The sequence below is a fragment of the Nocardia sp. NPDC055165 genome, from assembly GCF_053606985.1.
Map to the genome: position 1 here is coordinate 105,056 of NZ_JBSGSS010000014.1, position 16,002 is coordinate 121,057.

The 16,002-nt window shown below is 68.7% G+C and carries 15 protein-coding genes; 10 read left to right on the forward strand and 5 right to left on the reverse strand.

Going from position 1 to position 16,002, the window contains the following annotated elements:
- Positions 1-170: 170 nt before the first annotated feature.
- Complete coding sequence (locus tag ACWFRF_RS26030) at positions 171-1,034, forward strand: SMP-30/gluconolactonase/LRE family protein (protein WP_378993455.1); 864 nt, start codon at positions 171-173, stop codon at positions 1,032-1,034.
- An 89-nt stretch (positions 1,035-1,123) separates the two neighbouring features.
- Here the strand turns inward: ACWFRF_RS26030 and ACWFRF_RS26035 are convergent, their stop codons facing one another.
- A complete protein-coding gene (locus ACWFRF_RS26035; protein ID WP_378993456.1) occupies positions 1,124-1,927 on the reverse strand; it encodes a hypothetical protein in 804 nt (267 codons plus the stop codon).
- A gap of 197 nt (positions 1,928-2,124) precedes the next feature.
- Here ACWFRF_RS26035 and ACWFRF_RS26040 point away from each other — a divergent pair, with 197 nt between their 5' ends.
- Together ACWFRF_RS26040 and ACWFRF_RS26045 are read left to right on the forward strand one after the other, a co-directional pair.
- Positions 2,125-3,297, forward strand: a complete 1,173-nt coding sequence (locus tag ACWFRF_RS26040) for an acyl-CoA dehydrogenase family protein (protein WP_378993458.1) — start codon at positions 2,125-2,127, stop codon at positions 3,295-3,297.
- 9 nt (positions 3,298-3,306) lie between these two features.
- Positions 3,307-4,434 carry an acyl-CoA dehydrogenase family protein gene (locus ACWFRF_RS26045; protein ID WP_452452706.1) on the forward strand — a complete coding sequence of 376 codons (1,128 nt, stop codon included), beginning with the start codon at positions 3,307-3,309 and terminating at the stop codon, positions 4,432-4,434.
- A gap of 51 nt (positions 4,435-4,485) precedes the next feature.
- Here the strand turns inward: ACWFRF_RS26045 and ACWFRF_RS26050 are convergent, their stop codons facing one another.
- Entirely contained in the window at positions 4,486-5,115 is a 630-nt protein-coding gene (locus tag ACWFRF_RS26050; RefSeq protein ID WP_452452708.1) for a hypothetical protein, read from the reverse strand.
- Between the two features lie 175 nt (positions 5,116-5,290).
- Here ACWFRF_RS26050 and ACWFRF_RS26055 point away from each other — a divergent pair, with 175 nt between their 5' ends.
- Positions 5,291-5,650 carry a hypothetical protein gene (locus tag ACWFRF_RS26055; protein WP_378993464.1) on the forward strand — a complete coding sequence of 120 codons (360 nt, stop codon included), beginning with the start codon at positions 5,291-5,293 and terminating at the stop codon, positions 5,648-5,650.
- A 53-nt stretch (positions 5,651-5,703) separates the two neighbouring features.
- On the forward strand, positions 5,704-6,531 hold the full coding sequence (locus ACWFRF_RS26060; protein WP_452452710.1) for a GNAT family N-acetyltransferase: 828 nt from the start codon (positions 5,704-5,706) through the stop codon (positions 6,529-6,531).
- A gap of 56 nt (positions 6,532-6,587) precedes the next feature.
- On the opposite strand, the gene ACWFRF_RS26065 is transcribed toward ACWFRF_RS26060, so the two are convergent.
- The 3 genes from ACWFRF_RS26065 to ACWFRF_RS26075 form a co-directional block, all read right to left on the reverse strand.
- On the reverse strand, positions 6,588-8,555 hold the full coding sequence (locus ACWFRF_RS26065; RefSeq protein WP_452452804.1) for a protein kinase domain-containing protein: 1,968 nt from the start codon (positions 8,553-8,555) through the stop codon (positions 6,588-6,590).
- Positions 8,531-10,357, reverse strand: coding sequence for a serine/threonine protein kinase (locus tag ACWFRF_RS26070; protein ID WP_452452712.1), 1,827 nt, complete (start codon positions 10,355-10,357; stop codon positions 8,531-8,533). The genes ACWFRF_RS26065 and ACWFRF_RS26070 overlap by 25 nt, the downstream gene beginning before the upstream one ends.
- Before the next feature lie 137 nt (positions 10,358-10,494).
- Positions 10,495-11,661: a serine/threonine-protein kinase gene (locus tag ACWFRF_RS26075; protein ID WP_378993470.1), complete on the reverse strand. Its 1,167-nt coding sequence runs from the start codon at positions 11,659-11,661 to the stop codon at positions 10,495-10,497.
- A 120-nt stretch (positions 11,662-11,781) separates the two neighbouring features.
- Between ACWFRF_RS26075 and ACWFRF_RS26080 the strand changes: the two genes are divergently transcribed.
- From ACWFRF_RS26080 to ACWFRF_RS26100, 5 genes are all read left to right on the forward strand, one after another.
- A complete protein-coding gene (locus ACWFRF_RS26080) occupies positions 11,782-12,552 on the forward strand; it encodes a deoxyribonuclease IV (protein WP_378993471.1) in 771 nt (256 codons plus the stop codon).
- A gap of 102 nt (positions 12,553-12,654) precedes the next feature.
- Positions 12,655-13,584 carry a TauD/TfdA dioxygenase family protein gene (locus ACWFRF_RS26085; protein WP_452452714.1) on the forward strand — a complete coding sequence of 310 codons (930 nt, stop codon included), beginning with the start codon at positions 12,655-12,657 and terminating at the stop codon, positions 13,582-13,584.
- A gap of 68 nt (positions 13,585-13,652) precedes the next feature.
- Complete coding sequence (locus tag ACWFRF_RS26090; protein WP_387447528.1) at positions 13,653-14,864, forward strand: CaiB/BaiF CoA transferase family protein; 1,212 nt, start codon at positions 13,653-13,655, stop codon at positions 14,862-14,864.
- Positions 14,861-15,031, forward strand: coding sequence for a hypothetical protein (locus ACWFRF_RS26095; RefSeq protein WP_378609018.1), 171 nt, complete (start codon positions 14,861-14,863; stop codon positions 15,029-15,031). The genes ACWFRF_RS26090 and ACWFRF_RS26095 overlap by 4 nt, the downstream gene beginning before the upstream one ends.
- Positions 15,028-15,942 (forward strand): beta/alpha barrel domain-containing protein, encoded by a 915-nt coding sequence (locus tag ACWFRF_RS26100; protein WP_379311939.1) that lies wholly within the window; start codon positions 15,028-15,030, stop codon positions 15,940-15,942. Before ACWFRF_RS26095 ends, ACWFRF_RS26100 begins: the two co-directional genes overlap by 4 nt.
- The last annotated feature ends 60 nt before the right edge of the window (positions 15,943-16,002 follow it).

The window sequence follows — 16,002 nt, forward strand, 5'->3', positions numbered from 1 at the left end:
ACAGCACTAGTACGTGGTACCCCGTGATGGGAACCGCAGGTGACGTGGGCTGCACACGGTGGGCCCGCAGCCGTTAGACTTCGCGCGTCGAACCGGGTCAACAGAGTCGAGGGTTACAGATGTTGTCGTTCCGTCGTTGCGTCGTCCGTGTTGTGGTCGGTGCGGCTGTCGTGACCAGCGCCTCGCTCGGTTCCGGCGCCGTCGCGGGCGCCGCCCCGCTGTCCCTGTGCGGACAGGCGCGCCAGGACGTCGCGATCAGGTCGAGTGTGCCGCTGCTGGACTGGTCGGAGAACTTCGGCATCGACGCCCAGGGTGACCTGTGGGTTTCGCGGGTCATGCGCGGCGAGGTCCAGCGCTACGACCGCGACGGGCGCCTGACCGCCACGGTGGCCGTGCCCTCGCCCGGTGCCGTCCGGCTCGGTCCCGACGGACTGCTGTACGTGGTCACCGGTAACTCGCCGCTGGCAGGCTCGGGCGGCATCGTCCGCTTCGACCCGGCGGCCGCGCGCCCGAACCCCGTCGCCTTCGCCACCGGCTTCCCGCAGCCCAACGGTGCCGCCTTCGACGCCGACGGCAATCTGTACGTGACCACCGGCAACGGACTCCACCGCCTGCGCCGCGACGGCAGCGAGGACATGGACTGGTGGTCGGCCGTCAGCATCGAGGGACCCAACGGTGTTGTGGTGTCGGGTGACTCGGTCTACGTCACCGCGAACTTCGTCGGTGCGGGTGGACCCGTCGGTCGCGTACTGCGACTGTCCCGTACCCACCCGGGCGCGGCGACCACTGTTGCCGACCTGACCTCGTTCGGCACACTGCCCGATTTCGTCGATGACCTGGTCGTACGCGACGGTGCCCTGTACGTCACGACGCTGGCCGGGCACCTGGTCCGCGTCAACCCGAACACCGGCACCGCGTGCACTGTCGTCGCCACCCAGCCGCTCACCGCCGTCGTCGCCGACCCGTCCGACCCGTCGGCGCTGCTCGCGGGCTCCGAGGAGGGCACGGTCCTGCGCATCCGCCCGATCGGCTGACGCGACCGTCGAGGTGACCGGCGCGCGGAACCGGGCCGTTGTCCGGTCGGCGAATTCGTCCGCCGGCCAGGGGACCTACTGAACCCGGCTCAGCCGCCGACGTTGGTCGCCGCGGGCGGGGCCGGGGGAGCGGGCACCGGGGCGGGCTGGGGCGTTTCGACCGGAGCAGGCGCCGGGGCCTTCGATGTCGGTGCGCTCGAGGAGGATTCACCCGAACCCGGGCTCACGGCCTGCGGTTCGGGGGCCGGCGGTGCCGCGGGGGCTTCGGGGACCACCACCGGCAGATCGGGCACGACGAACGTGCCGACGGTCGGGGTCATCACGCAGCGGGCGCCCGCGTAGTCGATGGTTCCCCACATGGAGGCGACCACGGTGCCCGCACCGCTGTGCACCGTCTTCGACAGTGACGGCAGATTGAACTCGGTCTGGTCGTCGAGGCCGACGATGCCGCTCTGACCGTTGTTGACGTTGACCCACGCGACGCTGAGGCCGGAGGCCAGCGGAACGCCGGAGTGGCGCGGGCTCGCGCTGAAACGGATATCGCCCGGCGTCAGGCTCGTCGCGGTGCGCGGGCCCGGCCCTTCGAACGACGCCGCGGCGATGATCGTGGTGATCGGGCCGTTGCTGCCGCAGCCGAAGGTGGGGGCCGCGTAGGTGAAGGGGGTGAACTGCGTCGAGATGTCACGCAGGGCGTCGACGCCGACGATGCCGGTGAAGCTCGCGATCGCACCGACACCGGCCTTCGCCGTGGTGTCCTCGCCGGCGAGGTGGGTGAGGTGGCCGATCGCGTCGTCGGTGGGCGACGCGATCGCGCTCGGGGCCAGCAGGGCCAGCGCGCCGATGCTCGCGGCGGTGACGACCGCTGCTCTACCTGCGATGGATCTGCCGTTCACCCGTGACTCCTCGATGGATGCTCGTCGCCGGATAGTCCGGTTCGTCTGGCAACGTACCAGGTCGTCGCGCGGGTCGCCGAGCCGCCGACAGCGCGGCGGGGGCCGCTGGGACAGCCATCGTGTGTGATGTAGTCGACACCGAGGATTACCGAAGGGTAGGTTTCTCTTCGACGGCTACGAGTGACTGGGAGACCCGTATGAAGTTAGCCCTGTCCCCGGAAGAGGTCGCTTTCCGCGACGAGCTCCGGCATTTCTACGCGACCGAGATCCCCGCCGACATCCGCGATCGGGTGAAGCACGGCCAGGATCTGTCCCGCGAGGACATCGTCACCGCGAACAAGATCCTCAACGACAACGGCCTGTGCGTGCCGAACTGGCCGGTGGCCTGGGGCGGCAAGGACTGGACGCCGATGCAGCGCCACCTCTGGCTCGACGAGATGCAGCTGGCCTCGGTACCGGAGCCGCTCACGTTCAACGCCTCGATGGTCGGCCCGGTGATCGCCCAGTTCGGTTCCGAGGAACTCAAGCAGCGCTTCCTGCCGCCCACCGCCGCGCTCGACATCTGGTGGTGCCAGGGCTTTTCCGAACCCGACGCGGGCTCGGACCTCGCGTCGCTGCGGACCACGGCGGTGCGCGACGGCGACTCCTACATCGTGAACGGCCAGAAGATCTGGACCACGCTCGGCCAGTACGCCGACTGGATCTTCTGCCTCGTGCGCACCGACCCGAACGCGCCGAAGAAGCAGGCGGGCATCTCCTTCCTGCTCTTCGACGTGAAGTCGCCCGGTGTCACCATGCGCCCGATCAAGCTGATCGACGGCAGCTACGAAGTCAACGAGGTGTTCTTCGAGAACGTCCGGGTGCCCGCCGATCAGCTCGTCGGCGAGGAGAACCAGGGTTGGACCTACGCCAAGTATCTGCTCGGCAACGAACGCACCTCCATCACCGGCGTCGGTAAGACCAAGGTCAAGCTCGGCCTCGCGAAGGATTACGCCCGCGCGACCAGGACCGGGCGCGGCACGCTGCTCGACGACCCGGTGTTCGCGGCGCGGCTGGCCGAGCTGGAGAACGAACTGCTCGCCCTGGAACTGACCCAGCTGCGGGTGGTCTCCAATTCTGTTGAAGGCAAGCCGAATCCGGCGTCGTCGGTGCTGAAACTCAAGGGCACCGATTTGCAGCAGGCCGCCACCGAACTGCTGCTCGACGTCGCGGGCGCCGACGCGCTGCCGGTCGACGCCGACAACATCGCCTCGCCCGCGTGGGCCCAGCACACCGGCCCCGGCTACCTGAACTACCGCAAGGTGACCATCTACGGAGGCTCGAGCGAGGTCCAGCGCTCGATCATTTCCTCCACGATCCTCGGATTGTGAGGCGCTGACATGGAACTCGCACTGACCGAAGAACAGACGATGCTGCGCGACACCGTGCGCGAACTGCTGCACCGGTTCTACGACGGCGAAGCCCTCACCAAGAGCGGCGACACCGACCCCGGCTGGAATCGCACGGTCTGGAAGCAACTCGCCGACCTCGGGGTGCTCGGGCTGACCATTCCCGAGGAGGACGGTGGCGTCGGCGCGGGCCCGGTCGAGGCGATGCTGGTGCAGGAGGAGCTCGGTCGCGCGCTGGCCCCGGAACCGGTGCTCGACTCGGTGGTGATCCCGGCCGAACTGCTGCGGCTGGCAGGCAGTGCCGAGCAGCGTCAACGGCTCTTGCCCGCGCTGGCGGAGGGAACCATCCTGCTCGCCTTCGCGCACACCGAGCCCGGCCTGCGGTGGCCGTCCACGGAGCTCACCACCACCGCGGTGGCCCAGGGCGACAACTACGCGCTGACCGGTGTGAAGAATCCGGTGTTGCGCGGTGATGTGGCCGACGAGGTGATCGTCAGCGCACTGCTGCCCGGCGGCGGGACCGGGCTGTTCCTGGTCGACCCGAATCAGGATGGCGTGCAACGACGGTCGTACCGCACCTTCGACGGTCGTCGGGCCGCGCAGTTCGACTTCGACAACGCGGCGGGCGAACTGCTCGGTGACGCCGTCGACGCCGCCGAGCAGATCGCCCTGACCCAGGGCTATGCGCAGGCGGCGCTGTGCGCGGAGTCGGTCGGGGCGATGGAGGTCGCGCTCACGCTCACCACCGAATACCTCAAGACCCGCAAGCAGTTCGGGGTCACGCTGTCGAAGTTCCAGGTGCTCACCCAGCGCGCGGCGGATTGCTACGTCTCGCTGGAACTGGCCCGCAGCATGAGCCTGTACGCGACGGCGGCGCTGGCCGACGGCGGCAACGATCCGGTCGTCGCGTCACGGGCGCGGTTGCAGGTGGGGAAGTCGGCCGAGCACATCGGCCAGGAGGCGATCCAGATGCACGGTGGCATCGGCGTCACCGCGGAGTACCCGGTGAGCCACTATGTCGCCCGGTTGACCGCGATCGGGCAGACACTCGGTGGGGCGCTGGAACATCGGCGGGAACTGGCCGACCGGATCGGCGAGTACGACCTGGTCGAGCTGTAACTTCTTCGATGATGGTGCGTGCCCGGGGTTCGGGTGCGCACCATCGTTGTGTCAGCCCTCGGCGGTAGTGGGGGCCGGGGTTGCGGTGGTCGTCGCCGCCTCGGTGGTCGTCACCGTGGTCGGGGTGGCGCCGGTGTCGGCCGGGACGACAGTGGTCGGGGTCGCGCGGTCGAAGGCGTGGGTCGGCGGATAGTCCTCGGACGCTTCGTCATCGCCCACGCGGGGCGGGGTGACGGTGCGGGTGGGGTTCTGCCGGGTGAGGATCTGTGGCCGGGTGGTCGTCGGCTCGTCTTCGGTGGTCTCCGGCGGGCGCGTCGTCGTCTCGGCGGGCCGGGATTCGGTCGTCGCCTCGGCCGGGCGGGATTCGGGCGCCGGTTCGCCCTCGGGCGGTGGCGTCTCCGACGGCGAGGTCTCGGTGGAACTGAGGCTGAACGGCTTCCGCGGCGACATGTACGGCGCGATCCGCCAGCTGGGCGACGGCGGGATCGGGATGTGCGCTGTTGTCGAGGTGGGCTCGTCCGCCGACCGCGCGGGGGCGGCGGCCAGATCCGCGCTCAACGGCGGCGCCGGCACGTAGACATCCTGCTGCCCGACACCGCACGCACCGATGATGATCAGTCCGAGCGACACCGCGCCAACAGCGACTGCCGGACCCACGAACTTGGCCCTGCTGTTATCCATCGCCTGTTACTCCTCGTCGGCTTCGAGATCGCCTCACAGTAGTGCAGGTCGGGCAAAAGAGTGCATTTTAAACGTTAGTGGTCCAGATATCGGATTGATCAATTCAGCGTGTCGTGGGGACGTGTCGCGCGCGTTCGACGTCGCCGAGTCGTAGCGTGTGTGAGCAAAGTTACGCATGAGACGTCCGGCAACGTTACCCCTGACGCGCGAGGTCGCGCGGCGCAAGTATCTGATCGGCGTCATCGAGGAGAATCTCATGGGAGCACTCTCGACACCCCGGCTGGAAACCGCGGCGGCGAACACCGATTCGGCCACCGTCGGGCATCTTTCGTCGACACCGCCCGGCAACCGCACCCTCGCGGTGGTCGCGCGGATCATGGGCTGGTTGTTCTTCGTCGGCGGACTCGTCGGCGCCGGCCTCGGGATCGCGGGCCTGCACGTGGAGATCACCGTCGCCGGGCTGATCCTGGCCTGTACGGCTGGACTCATCTTATTGAAGCTGCGCACCGATCGGGACATCCCCGAAACAACCTGAGACACCTCATAATTCGAATGCGGTCGCGGGTGTGACGGCTTACCGTCGGTGTGGTGCGCATCGACATCACCACTGACGCTGCCCGGTTCCTGGCCGAGGCGGAACCGTTCCTGCGGTGTGACCCGCTGCGACACACGGTGATCGCGAGTACCCTCACCAACCTGATCGCGGGCAGATCCGGCTCGATGATGACGCAGTTTCTGAGCGTCCGCGACCGAACGGGTGTGGTCGTCGGTCTCGCGCAGAGCACGAACGGCGCCATCTACCTCGGCGAGTTGCCCCCGCACAGCATCTCGGCCGTCGCCGATGCCTTCGCGGCGTTCGACATCGCGGCGCGCAGCGTCGAGGGCGAGCGGGCCGACGCCGCTGTCTTCGCGCAACACTGGTCGAAGACCAGCCGCGGGACCTACCGCGAGAAATACACGACCCGACTGTTCCGCCTCGGTGCCTTGCACATTCCGGATGCGCCCGGCGCACCTCGCCAGGCCACCGTCGACGATCTGGCACCTTGCCTCGCGATGCTGGAGGGTTTCAGGGTGGAAGCCGACGCACCACGTCGGCTCGACGAGACGGCGGTGCGCAAACGGATCGAGGCCGGAGCGTCGTGGTTGTGGGAGCACGACGGCGCGCCGGTGACGCTGGTCGCCCGGCAGGCGGAGGTTCTCGGCTGGGCCAGGATCGGCCCGGTCTACACGCCGCCGCCGTTGCGGGGCAACGGGTTCGCGAGCGCGCTGACGGCGACGGTCGCCGGTCGGATTCGCGCCGAAGGCGCCGATGCCTGCCTGTTCACCGACCTGGCCAATCCGACCTCGAACAAGATCTATCAGCGAATCGGCTTCGAGCCGGTGCGCGACTTCGTGCACTACACACTGACCGCCTGATGGGCGCGGACGCACAGCGGTCCTCGAACCGTGCGCAGCCTGGCGCGAACGCGCGCCTAGACCAACGGGGCGGAGCGCCACCAATCCAGCACCTGGGCCTCGTCGGCGATGAAGCCGCGGCTGTACATGAGCATGGCGCCGCGGGCCGGGTCGCCGTCGAAGCGGGTGACCATGCGCGGTGACCTGGGCTGGCTGTCGTGCAGGACGAAGTTCGTACAGGTGTGGCCGGTGTGCGACATGGGGCGCACGTCGTTGGCGGGCAGACCCGCGATCGCCTGCGCGGCAAGATCTGCGGAGGGGTAGAGGAAGAACTCGTAGGTGGCCTTGTTGCCGCCGCCGAAGCAATGCCACATCACCGACCAGTCGCCCATATCGGCGTCGTCGGAATCGCGGCTTGCGGTCGCGCGGTCGTAGGCGAAGCAGCCCGCGTTGCCCAGCCCCGAACCGGCATGGACCAGGTTGCTCGCCGAGGTGGCGGGCAGCATGCGGGGGAACTCGTCGCTGAGCTTCGCCGCGTTGGCGCCGATGACCCGTCGGTCGCTCGTCGGCGGGGTGGTCGACGTCAGCCGCTGGGGAGCGGAGGTCGTCGCGTCGACGGACGGTGTAGCGACCGCGGAGGTTTCGGAACCCTGCCCGCCCGACGCACCGGCGTTGCCGTCATCGCCGAAGGTGGTCACCAGAATCCAGCCGAGGAAGATCACGACGGCGATCATCGCCAGCCAGCCGATCGGCGATCCCTCCCAGCGGGATTTCCGCTTCTTGCCGAGATACTCCTCGGCGACCGAAGGGCGCGCGCCCCTGCCCGTCGCCCTGGAATTCCCGGCGTCGCGACGACGTTGCGCGCCCGCGTTCGGCGCACTCGCGTGGTTCGCGGATTCGTTGGGCCACGACGGGTTCGGCTGCGCGGCCCAGGAGGAACCGCCACCGACCGCCGGCCACTGCTGACCGAGGCCGGGGGCGGCGTTGCCGGCCCACTGTGAACCGGCGGGTCGGCCGCTCACGGCCCACGGCTGATCGGGACCGGTCGTGCCCGGCCATGGCGGCTGTCCGCCAGACGAATTCGGGTCGGTACGACCTGCGATCGGGTATCCGGCACCGGGGGTATACGGCGAGTTCGGCGGGTAGGTTCTGGTGGCCGCCGAGCCGTGGAGTTGCTGCGGGGGAGCGTGACCGGCGAGGGCCCGCAGCGCGGCGGCGGCGAACTCGGCGCAGGTGGCGAAGCGCTCTTCGGGGCGCTTGGCCATGCCACGGGCGATGACCGCGTCGAGTGCGGGGGTGATGCCCGATCGGAGGGTGCTCGCGCGGGGCGGGGGTTGCTGGAGGTGGCCCTGGATCACCGCGACGGGGTTGGTGGCGTCGAAGGGGGTGGTTCCGGTGAGGAGCCGGAAAAGCGTGCAGGCCAAAGAATACTGGTCGGCGCGGCCGTCGAGGGCGATACCGGAGAGCTGCTCGGGAGACGCGAAAGCCAGGGTGGCGGTGAAGGTTCCGGTCTGGGTCAGCTTGGCGGCGTTGTCGTCGTGCAGGCGCGCGATGCCGAAGTCGGTGAGGTAGACGCGTTCGGTGCCGTCGACCGATTCGATCAGGATGTTGGCGGGTTTCACGTCGCGGTGCAGCACGCCGCGGCTGTGCGCGAAGTCCAGTGCCGCGGCGGTTTCGGTGACGATGCGGACCGCCCGCGCCGGGTCGACCGGCGAGGGCAGCGACGACGCGTCGGCGCCGTCGATGTAGCGCATGGAGATCCACAGCTGGTCGTTCTCGACGCCCCGGTCGTACACGGTGACGATATTCGGGTGCTCGAGCTGCGCCACGAGATCGGCCTCGCGTTCGAACCTGGCCTTGATCTCGGTGTCGAAGAACAACTCCCGGTTCAGCAGCTTCATCGCGGTGCGCCGTGGCAGCCGCGGATGGCGTGCCAGATACACCGAGCCCATGCCGCCGCGGCCCAGCAGTCGTTCGATGGTGTATCCGGCGAAAACGCCGCCCTCGTCATACATCGCGGTCAGTTCAGCGGGGCCGAGCGCCACCAACGCAGCACCTCGTCGGCCGTGCCGTAGCCGTCGGTGTACATCAGGAACTGGGCGCGGCCGGGATCGCCGGTGAACTGCGTGATGATCTTGTTCCCGTTGTCGGTGTACTTGTAGTTGGTGTACTGCTTGCCGCCGTTGCTGTCGGTGGACTTGGTGTTGGTCGGCAGGCCGTCGAGCACCGACTTGGCGTCGGCGGCCGAGTTGAAGGCATAGATCCGGTAGAACGGATCGTCGCTGTCACCGCCGCCGAAGCAGCTCCACAGGTGCACCCAGGCGCCGAAGTCGGGTTCGCCTTCCGCGGGCGACGGCGGATCGCTGTTGTCGGTCTCCCAGCAGGTGGCGCCGTTGTATCCGGTGGAGTCGTCGACCGTGGCGGGCACGATCCGGCCGAACTCCGCGCTGATGGCGTCGGCGCTCGGGGTGATGTAGGTGCCCGCCGACGTGGTGGTCGTGCGGTCGCCGCCGCCCGCGTCATCGCCGCTGGCTGCGATACCGATGCCGATCAGCAGCACGATCACCAGGATCACCGCGACGACGATGCCGATGATCAGCCCGGTGTTGGACTTCGACGGCGGCCGCTGCCCGTGCGGATACTGGGCGAAACCACTCGCCTGTGGCCGCGGCGCCGACTGGTACTGCGGCCGCGACTGCTGGGTGTAGGGCTGCGAAGCGCCGGTGGGCGACTGGTTCATCGGACGCTGGGTGCCCATCGGGCCACCCGTCATCGGGCCCTGGGCGGTGCCCATCGGGCCGCCGGTCATCGGGCCTTGCGCGGTGCCCATCGGGCCGCCGGTCATCGGGCCTTGCGCGGTGCCCATCGGGCCGCCGGTCATCGGGCCCTGCGTGGCAACGGGATACGGCAGACCGGTCTGCGGAATCGCGCCACCTGTCGTGGGCCGCCCGGCGATCGGCAGCGACCCACCGGTGCCCGGTCGTGGACCGACGATCGGCAACGCGGGCGCGCTCGGACTGTTCAACGCCTCGATCGCGGCTTCGGCGAAGTCCGAACAGGAGTCGAACCGGTCATCGGGCCGCTTGGCCATCGCCTTGGCGAGCACGCCGTCGAGTGCGTAGGACAGGCCGGGCCGGACGCTGCTCAGCGTGGGCGGCGGCTGCTGGAGATGACCCTGGATCACCGCGGCCGGGTTGGTCGCCGCGAACGGTCCCGAACCGGTGAACAGCCAGAACAGTGCGCAGGCCAGCGAATACTGGTCGGACCGGTGGTCCAGCGAGGCGCCGGTGAGCTGTTCGGGGGAGGCATAGGCCAGCGTCGCGGTGAAGGTACCGGTCTGGGTGAGATGGCCGGTGTCGTCGCGCAATCGGGCGATGCCGAAGTCGGTGAGGTAGACGCGTTCGCCCCGGCCCGCGCCCGAGCGGGCGAGCAGGATATTGGCCGGCTTCACGTCGCGGTGCAGCACGCCCATGCCGTGCGCGTAGTCCAGCGCGTCGGCGGTTTCCTTCACGATCTGCAGCGCGCGGGCGGGCGGCAGCGTCTGCGGATCCACCGATGCCGCGTCGACGCCGTCGATGAACTGCATGGAGATCCACAGCTGTTCGTCGTCGTGCCCGCGGTCGTAGACGGTGACGATGTTCGGATGATCGAGGCGCGAAACGAGATCGGCCTCCCGCTCGAACCGTGCCCGCACCTCGGCGTCGAAGAACATCTCGCGATTGAGCAGCTTCAGCGCCGTCATCCGCGGTAGGCGGGGGTGCTTGGCCAGATAGACCGAACCCATGCCACCGCGGCCGAGCTGCCGTTCGATGACGTAGCCGGCAAAAACATCTCCGTTGGCCAGCATGTCTGCTCCACTTCCCGCCGCGCGCCGGGACCCACCAGCGCACGCGCGTACAGCATAAAAGCCGCGGCCGACGTTGCCCGCCACGGGAAAATCAACGAAACCTTATCAGTCGGCGACGACGCCGACGGTTGCCACGATCACGGCGGACGCCGCTGCTGCGGCGGCACGATATAGCCGGGATGGTTACGGCCACCAGGGAAATCGATGGTGCCCGGGCGTGCGCTTCCGCGTCGCGGCGGGATGGCCGGACCGCCCGTCGACGGCCGCGGCGCGTGGGGATGCGGCTGTGCGGGAGTGGTCGGCTGAACGTGCGGGTGCGGTTGCGCGGGGGTGGTCGGCGGGGGCGCGTTGCGGTAGGGCTGCGCCGGGGTGGGCGGCCGGGAATATCCCGGCGCCTGCGGATAGGACTCGCGGGCGCGCAGCACCACACCGGCCGCGGTGTACTGCTGCTGTTGATGCCACGGCCCCGGCACCGCGAACAGCGCCGCTTTGGCCGCCTGCGCGAACTCGGCGCAGCTGGCGAAACGGGACTCGACGCGCTTGGCGGTGGCTCTGGCCAGCACCGCGTCCAGGGTCGCGGGCAGGTCGGGGCGCAGACTGCGCAGCGGGGGAAGGGGCTTGCTCAGGTGCGCCTGGATCACCGCGCCCGGGCTGGGTCCGGGGAACGGCACCGAGCCCGTGAGCATCCAGAACAGCGTGCAGGCCAGCGAGTACTGATCGGCGCGATGATCCAGAGGCGCGCCCGCCAGATGCTCGGGCGCGGCATAGGCCAGGGTGGCGGTGATCGTGCCCGCCGAGGACAGTGTGGTCTCGCTGTCGCGCACCGCGGCGATGCCGAAGTCGGTGAGCACCACGCGTTCCGGGCGCCCGATCGGTGGCTTGGCGAGCAGGATGTTCGCCGGTTTCACGTCGCGGTGCAGCACGCCGCCCGCGTGCGCGAAGTCCAGCGCGGTGGCGGTCTCGGCGACGATCTGCACGGCCCGGCCGGGTGTCAGCACGTTCACGTCGGCGGTCGCGACATCGGTGCCCGCCACGAACTGCATGGAGATCCACAGCTGGTCGTCGTCGGTGCCGCGGTCGTAGACATTGACGATATTGGGGTGCTCGAGCTGGGCGACCAGATCGGCTTCGCGCTCGAAGCGGCGGCGGATCTCCTCGTCGGCGGACAGTTCACGGCTGAGCAGTTTCAGCGCGGTGAGCCGGGGCAGCCGGGGGTGCCTGGCCAGGTAGACCACGCCCATTCCACCCTGGCCCAGCACGCGCCGGATCGTGTATCCGGCGAACACGTCGCCTTTGCGCAACACGCGAAGTCACCCCCTCCAGGGCAGAGCACCCGTTTGAAATTCTACCGATGTATCTCCCGAACCCACCGCCGCGCAACATCGCGAGCGAAGTTGTCGGTGCCTGATATTAGGGTGGCAGCTATGCGCATTGGAGCACATGTTCGCGACGAGAGCGATCCGATCGGCTTCGGCGAGAAGCTCGGTGCCGAGGTCGTGCAGATGTTCGTGGTCGATCCGCAGAGCTGGGACAAACCCCAGCCGCATCCCAGGGCCGCCGAGATTCTGGCCAGTCCGATCGATGTCGTTGTGCACTCGTCCTATCAGATCAATGTGGCGAGTCTGAACAACCGGTTGCGGATGCCCTCGCGCAACGCGGTGGCCCAGCAGGCGAAGGCCGCGGCCGACCTCGGTGCGTTCGGCCTGGTGGTGCACGGGGGACACGTACGCTCCGACGCCGAGCTCGATACCGGAATCGACAACTGGCGCAAGCTGTTCGAGCGTCAGCAGGACAAGGGCGGGTTCGCCGTGCCGATCCTGATCGAGAACACCGCGGGCGGCAATCACGCGATGGCCCGGCATTTCGATTCGATCGCGCGATTGTGGGACGCGGTCGGCGACTACGGCGCGGGCTTCTGCCTCGACACGTGTCACGCGTGGGCGGGTGGTGAGGAATTGGTCGGGGTGGTCGAGCGGATCAAGGCCATCACCGGGCGCATCGATCTCGTGCACCTGAACTCCTCGCGCGACGAATTCGACTCCGGTGCCGACCGGCACGCCAATTTCGCCGACGGCACCATCGACCCGCAACTGCTGGCCGAGGTCTGCCGCACGGCCGGTGCGCCGGTCATCCTGGAAACCCCGGCCGACGGGGTCGCCGAGGACCTGGCCTACCTGCGGGAGCACATCGGCTGACGCCGTTGGGATCACTCCGAGGCAAACCCTGTCTGTCGAACGGGATTCACGGTGTGCTTGATGCATACCAACCGATCGAGAACGACAGTGAAGGTGATCCCCATGACGGTCGACCACGCCCTCCCAACCACCCTGACGGTGACCAAGCTCGGCGCCCAGATCGGCGCGCAGATCGATGGTGTCCGGCTCGGCGGTGACCTGGACGCGGCGACCGTAGCGAAGATCCGGCGCGCGCTCAACGAGCACAAGGTGATCTTCTTCCGCGGTCAGAACCATCTCACCGAGGACGGTCAGTACGAATTCGCGGAGCTGCTCGGCAGCCCGACCACCCCGCATCCCACGGTGAAGTCGGCCGGTGTGAAGAGCCTGGCCATCGACTCCGAGCGCAGCCGCGCCAACTCCTGGCACACCGATGTGACGTTCGTGGACCGCGTGCCGAAGGCGTCGATCCTGCGCGCCGAGCACCTACCCACCTACGGCGGCTCGACCACCTGGGCGTCCACGGTCGCGGCCTACAACTCGCTGCCCGCTCCGCTCAAGGCGCTGGCCGAGAACCTGCGCGCGGTGCACACCAATCTCTACGACTACGCCGGAGCGGTCGACAAGGTGCGCCCGTCGCAGGTCGAGTACTCGACGGAATTCCAGTCCGATGTGTACGAGACCGAACACCCCGTCGTGCGGGTACATCCCGAGACCGGCGAGCGTGCGCTGCTGCTCGGCCATTTCGTGAAGCAGTTCGTCGGGATTCCGTCCCGTGAGTCCGACCAGCTGTTCCGTCTGCTCCAGGATCGGGTCATCCGCTTGGAGAACACCACCCGCTGGAACTGGTCCGACGGCGACGTCGCGATCTGGGACAACCGTGCCACTCAGCACTACGCCATCGACGACTACAACGACCAGCCGCGTCGCCTCACCCGGATCACCCTCGCCGGTGACATCCCGGTCGGCGTCGACGGACAGGCCAGCACCGTGTTGAAGGGCAATGCCGAGGACTACTCGATCATCGAGGAAGTGGAGCTCCTCGCCAGCTGAACTATCGGTTCGCCGCCGGGCCCGCACGTGCCCGGCGTCACCGGGGGTCGCACTGCGATACTGCCTGTATGAGTATTCGGCCGTTGGACGGTGTTCGCGTCCTGGAACTCGGTAACTATGTTGCCGCTCCCACTGCCGGACGTATCCTCGGCGATTTCGGCGCCGAGGTGATCAAGGTGGAACGCCCCGGCACGGGCGACGAATTACGCAACTGGCGGTTGTACGGTGGCGATACCTCGATGCTGTATCGCACCGTCAACCGCAACAAGAAATCGATCGTGCTGGATCTGCGGACCGAGGCGGGGCGCGCGATCGTGCTCGATCTGGTGAAACAGTGCGATGTGCTGCTGGAGAACTTCCGGCCCGGAATGCTCGAGAAGTGGGGGCTGGGGCCCGAGGCGCTCGAGGAAGCGAACCCGAAGCTGGTGATCACGCGGATCTCGGCATACGGCCAGACCGGGCCGATGGCCGCGCGACCGGGATTCGCCGCGGTCGCGGAGGCGGTCGGTGGCCTGCGTGAGCTGGTGGGGGATCCCGATCGGCCGCCGGTGCGCACCGGGGTGTCGATCGGTGATTCGATCGCGGGCATCTACGCGGCGTTCGGGACCGTGATGGCACTGTTCCAGCGCGAACGGGTCACGGGTGCGGTGCCGCAGGCGGAGCGGATCATCGATGTCGCGCTCAACGAGTCGATCCTGTCGGTGATGGAATCGTTGATCCCCGACCATCTCGCCTACGGCATCAACCGGGAGCGGGTCGGCGGCCGGATGGAAGGCATCGCGCCGTCGAACGCCTACCCGACCAGCGATGGTTACTCCATCATCATCGGTGGCAACGGCGATGCCATCTTCCAGCGGTACATGCAGGTGATCGGCCGGCCCGACCTGGCCGTCGACCCCGAGCTCGCCGACAACAACGGCCGCTGGCGCAACCGCGAGCGCCTCGACGCCTCGATCGCGGAATGGTCGAGCAAACACACGCGCGCGCAGGCGCTGAAACTGCTCGATGACGCGGCCATCCCGTGCGGCCCGATCTACACCGCCGCCGACATCGTGGCCGACGAGCAGTACCGCGCACGCAATATGATCCAGATGTTCCCCGTCGACGTGGGCGAGGCCGAACCCAAACAGGTGGGTTTCGGTGGCATCGTCCCGGTGATCGGGGACGCATCCCTGCCGATCCGCAATGTCGGCCCCGACCTCGGCGAGCACACCAGAGAGGTGCTCGGCGGGCTGCTCGGGATGAGTGAAGATCAGATCGACGCGCTGGAGGCACTGTGACGAGGCGAGTACACGGCAGGCGCCGCCCGCCGGTGCGCAACAAGTGGGAGCCGCGCGGCCCGGGTCATGTGCGTCCGACGGTCCACCCCACCCCGGCCAGCGTGGGCGACAAACCGTGCGGTGGCGTGATGTGCGTGCCCGCGCGGGAACCGGAGCAGCGGCGGTGACCGCACCGCTGCTGCGTGATGTGACGCTGCGCGACGGTTTGCAGCTCACCGGCAAGGTGCTGCCGGTGGAGCAGAAGATCGATGTGGTGCGCAGACTGCTCGCCGCGGGCGTGCCCGCGCTGGAGATCGGTTCGATGGCGCGGCCGGATCTGGTCGCGCCGATGGCCAACTCGCTCGAGTTGATCGCGGCGCTCACCCCGGACGAACTGGCGAAATGCTGGGTGTGGGTGGCGACCCCGCGCCATGTCGAGAAGGCCGCCGCGGCGGGTGCGCGCAATTTCCAGTACTGCTTCTCGGTGTCCGACGCGCACAACAGGGCCAATATCGGCCGCGATACCGAGACCTCGGTGGCGGCGATGCCCGCGGCGATCCGCCTCGCCCACGAGGCGGGCGGTGCGATCCAGCTGTGCCTGGCCACCACGTTCACCTGCCCGTTCGACGGTCCCGTCGATCCCGGCCGGGTGCTCGCCATCGCGAACGATCCGCGCACCGACGGCGCCGCCGACATCGTCCTCGCCGATACCCTCGGCCAGGCCCACCCTGGTCAGGTGGGCGCCCTGGTCGCCGCCGTCCGCGACACCACCCCGCCGCGCCGCATCGTCTTCCACGGTCACGACACCTGGGGCATGGGCGTGGCCAACACGCTCGCGGCCGTCGCCGCGGGCGCGACCATGGTCGACGGTGCGCTGGGCGGCCTCGGCGGCTGCCCCTTCGCTCCGGGTGCCAGCGGCAATACCGCGTCCGAGGACATCCTCTTCGCGACCAGGCCCGACTGGTTCACCCCGGCCTCGCTGGCCGACCTCGTCGGGCTCACCGAAGAACTCCTCGCCGAGCTCGGCGAGCCCAACCGCTCCCGCGCTCTGGAAGGCGCGCGCTCGGAGGCCGACGCCTTCGAATGGGTCGTTCGCTGAGAGGTCGGTAAGACCTGCGGTATCGGGGGGATCCCGGATGGCGCGGTTCTCGGTGGGCAG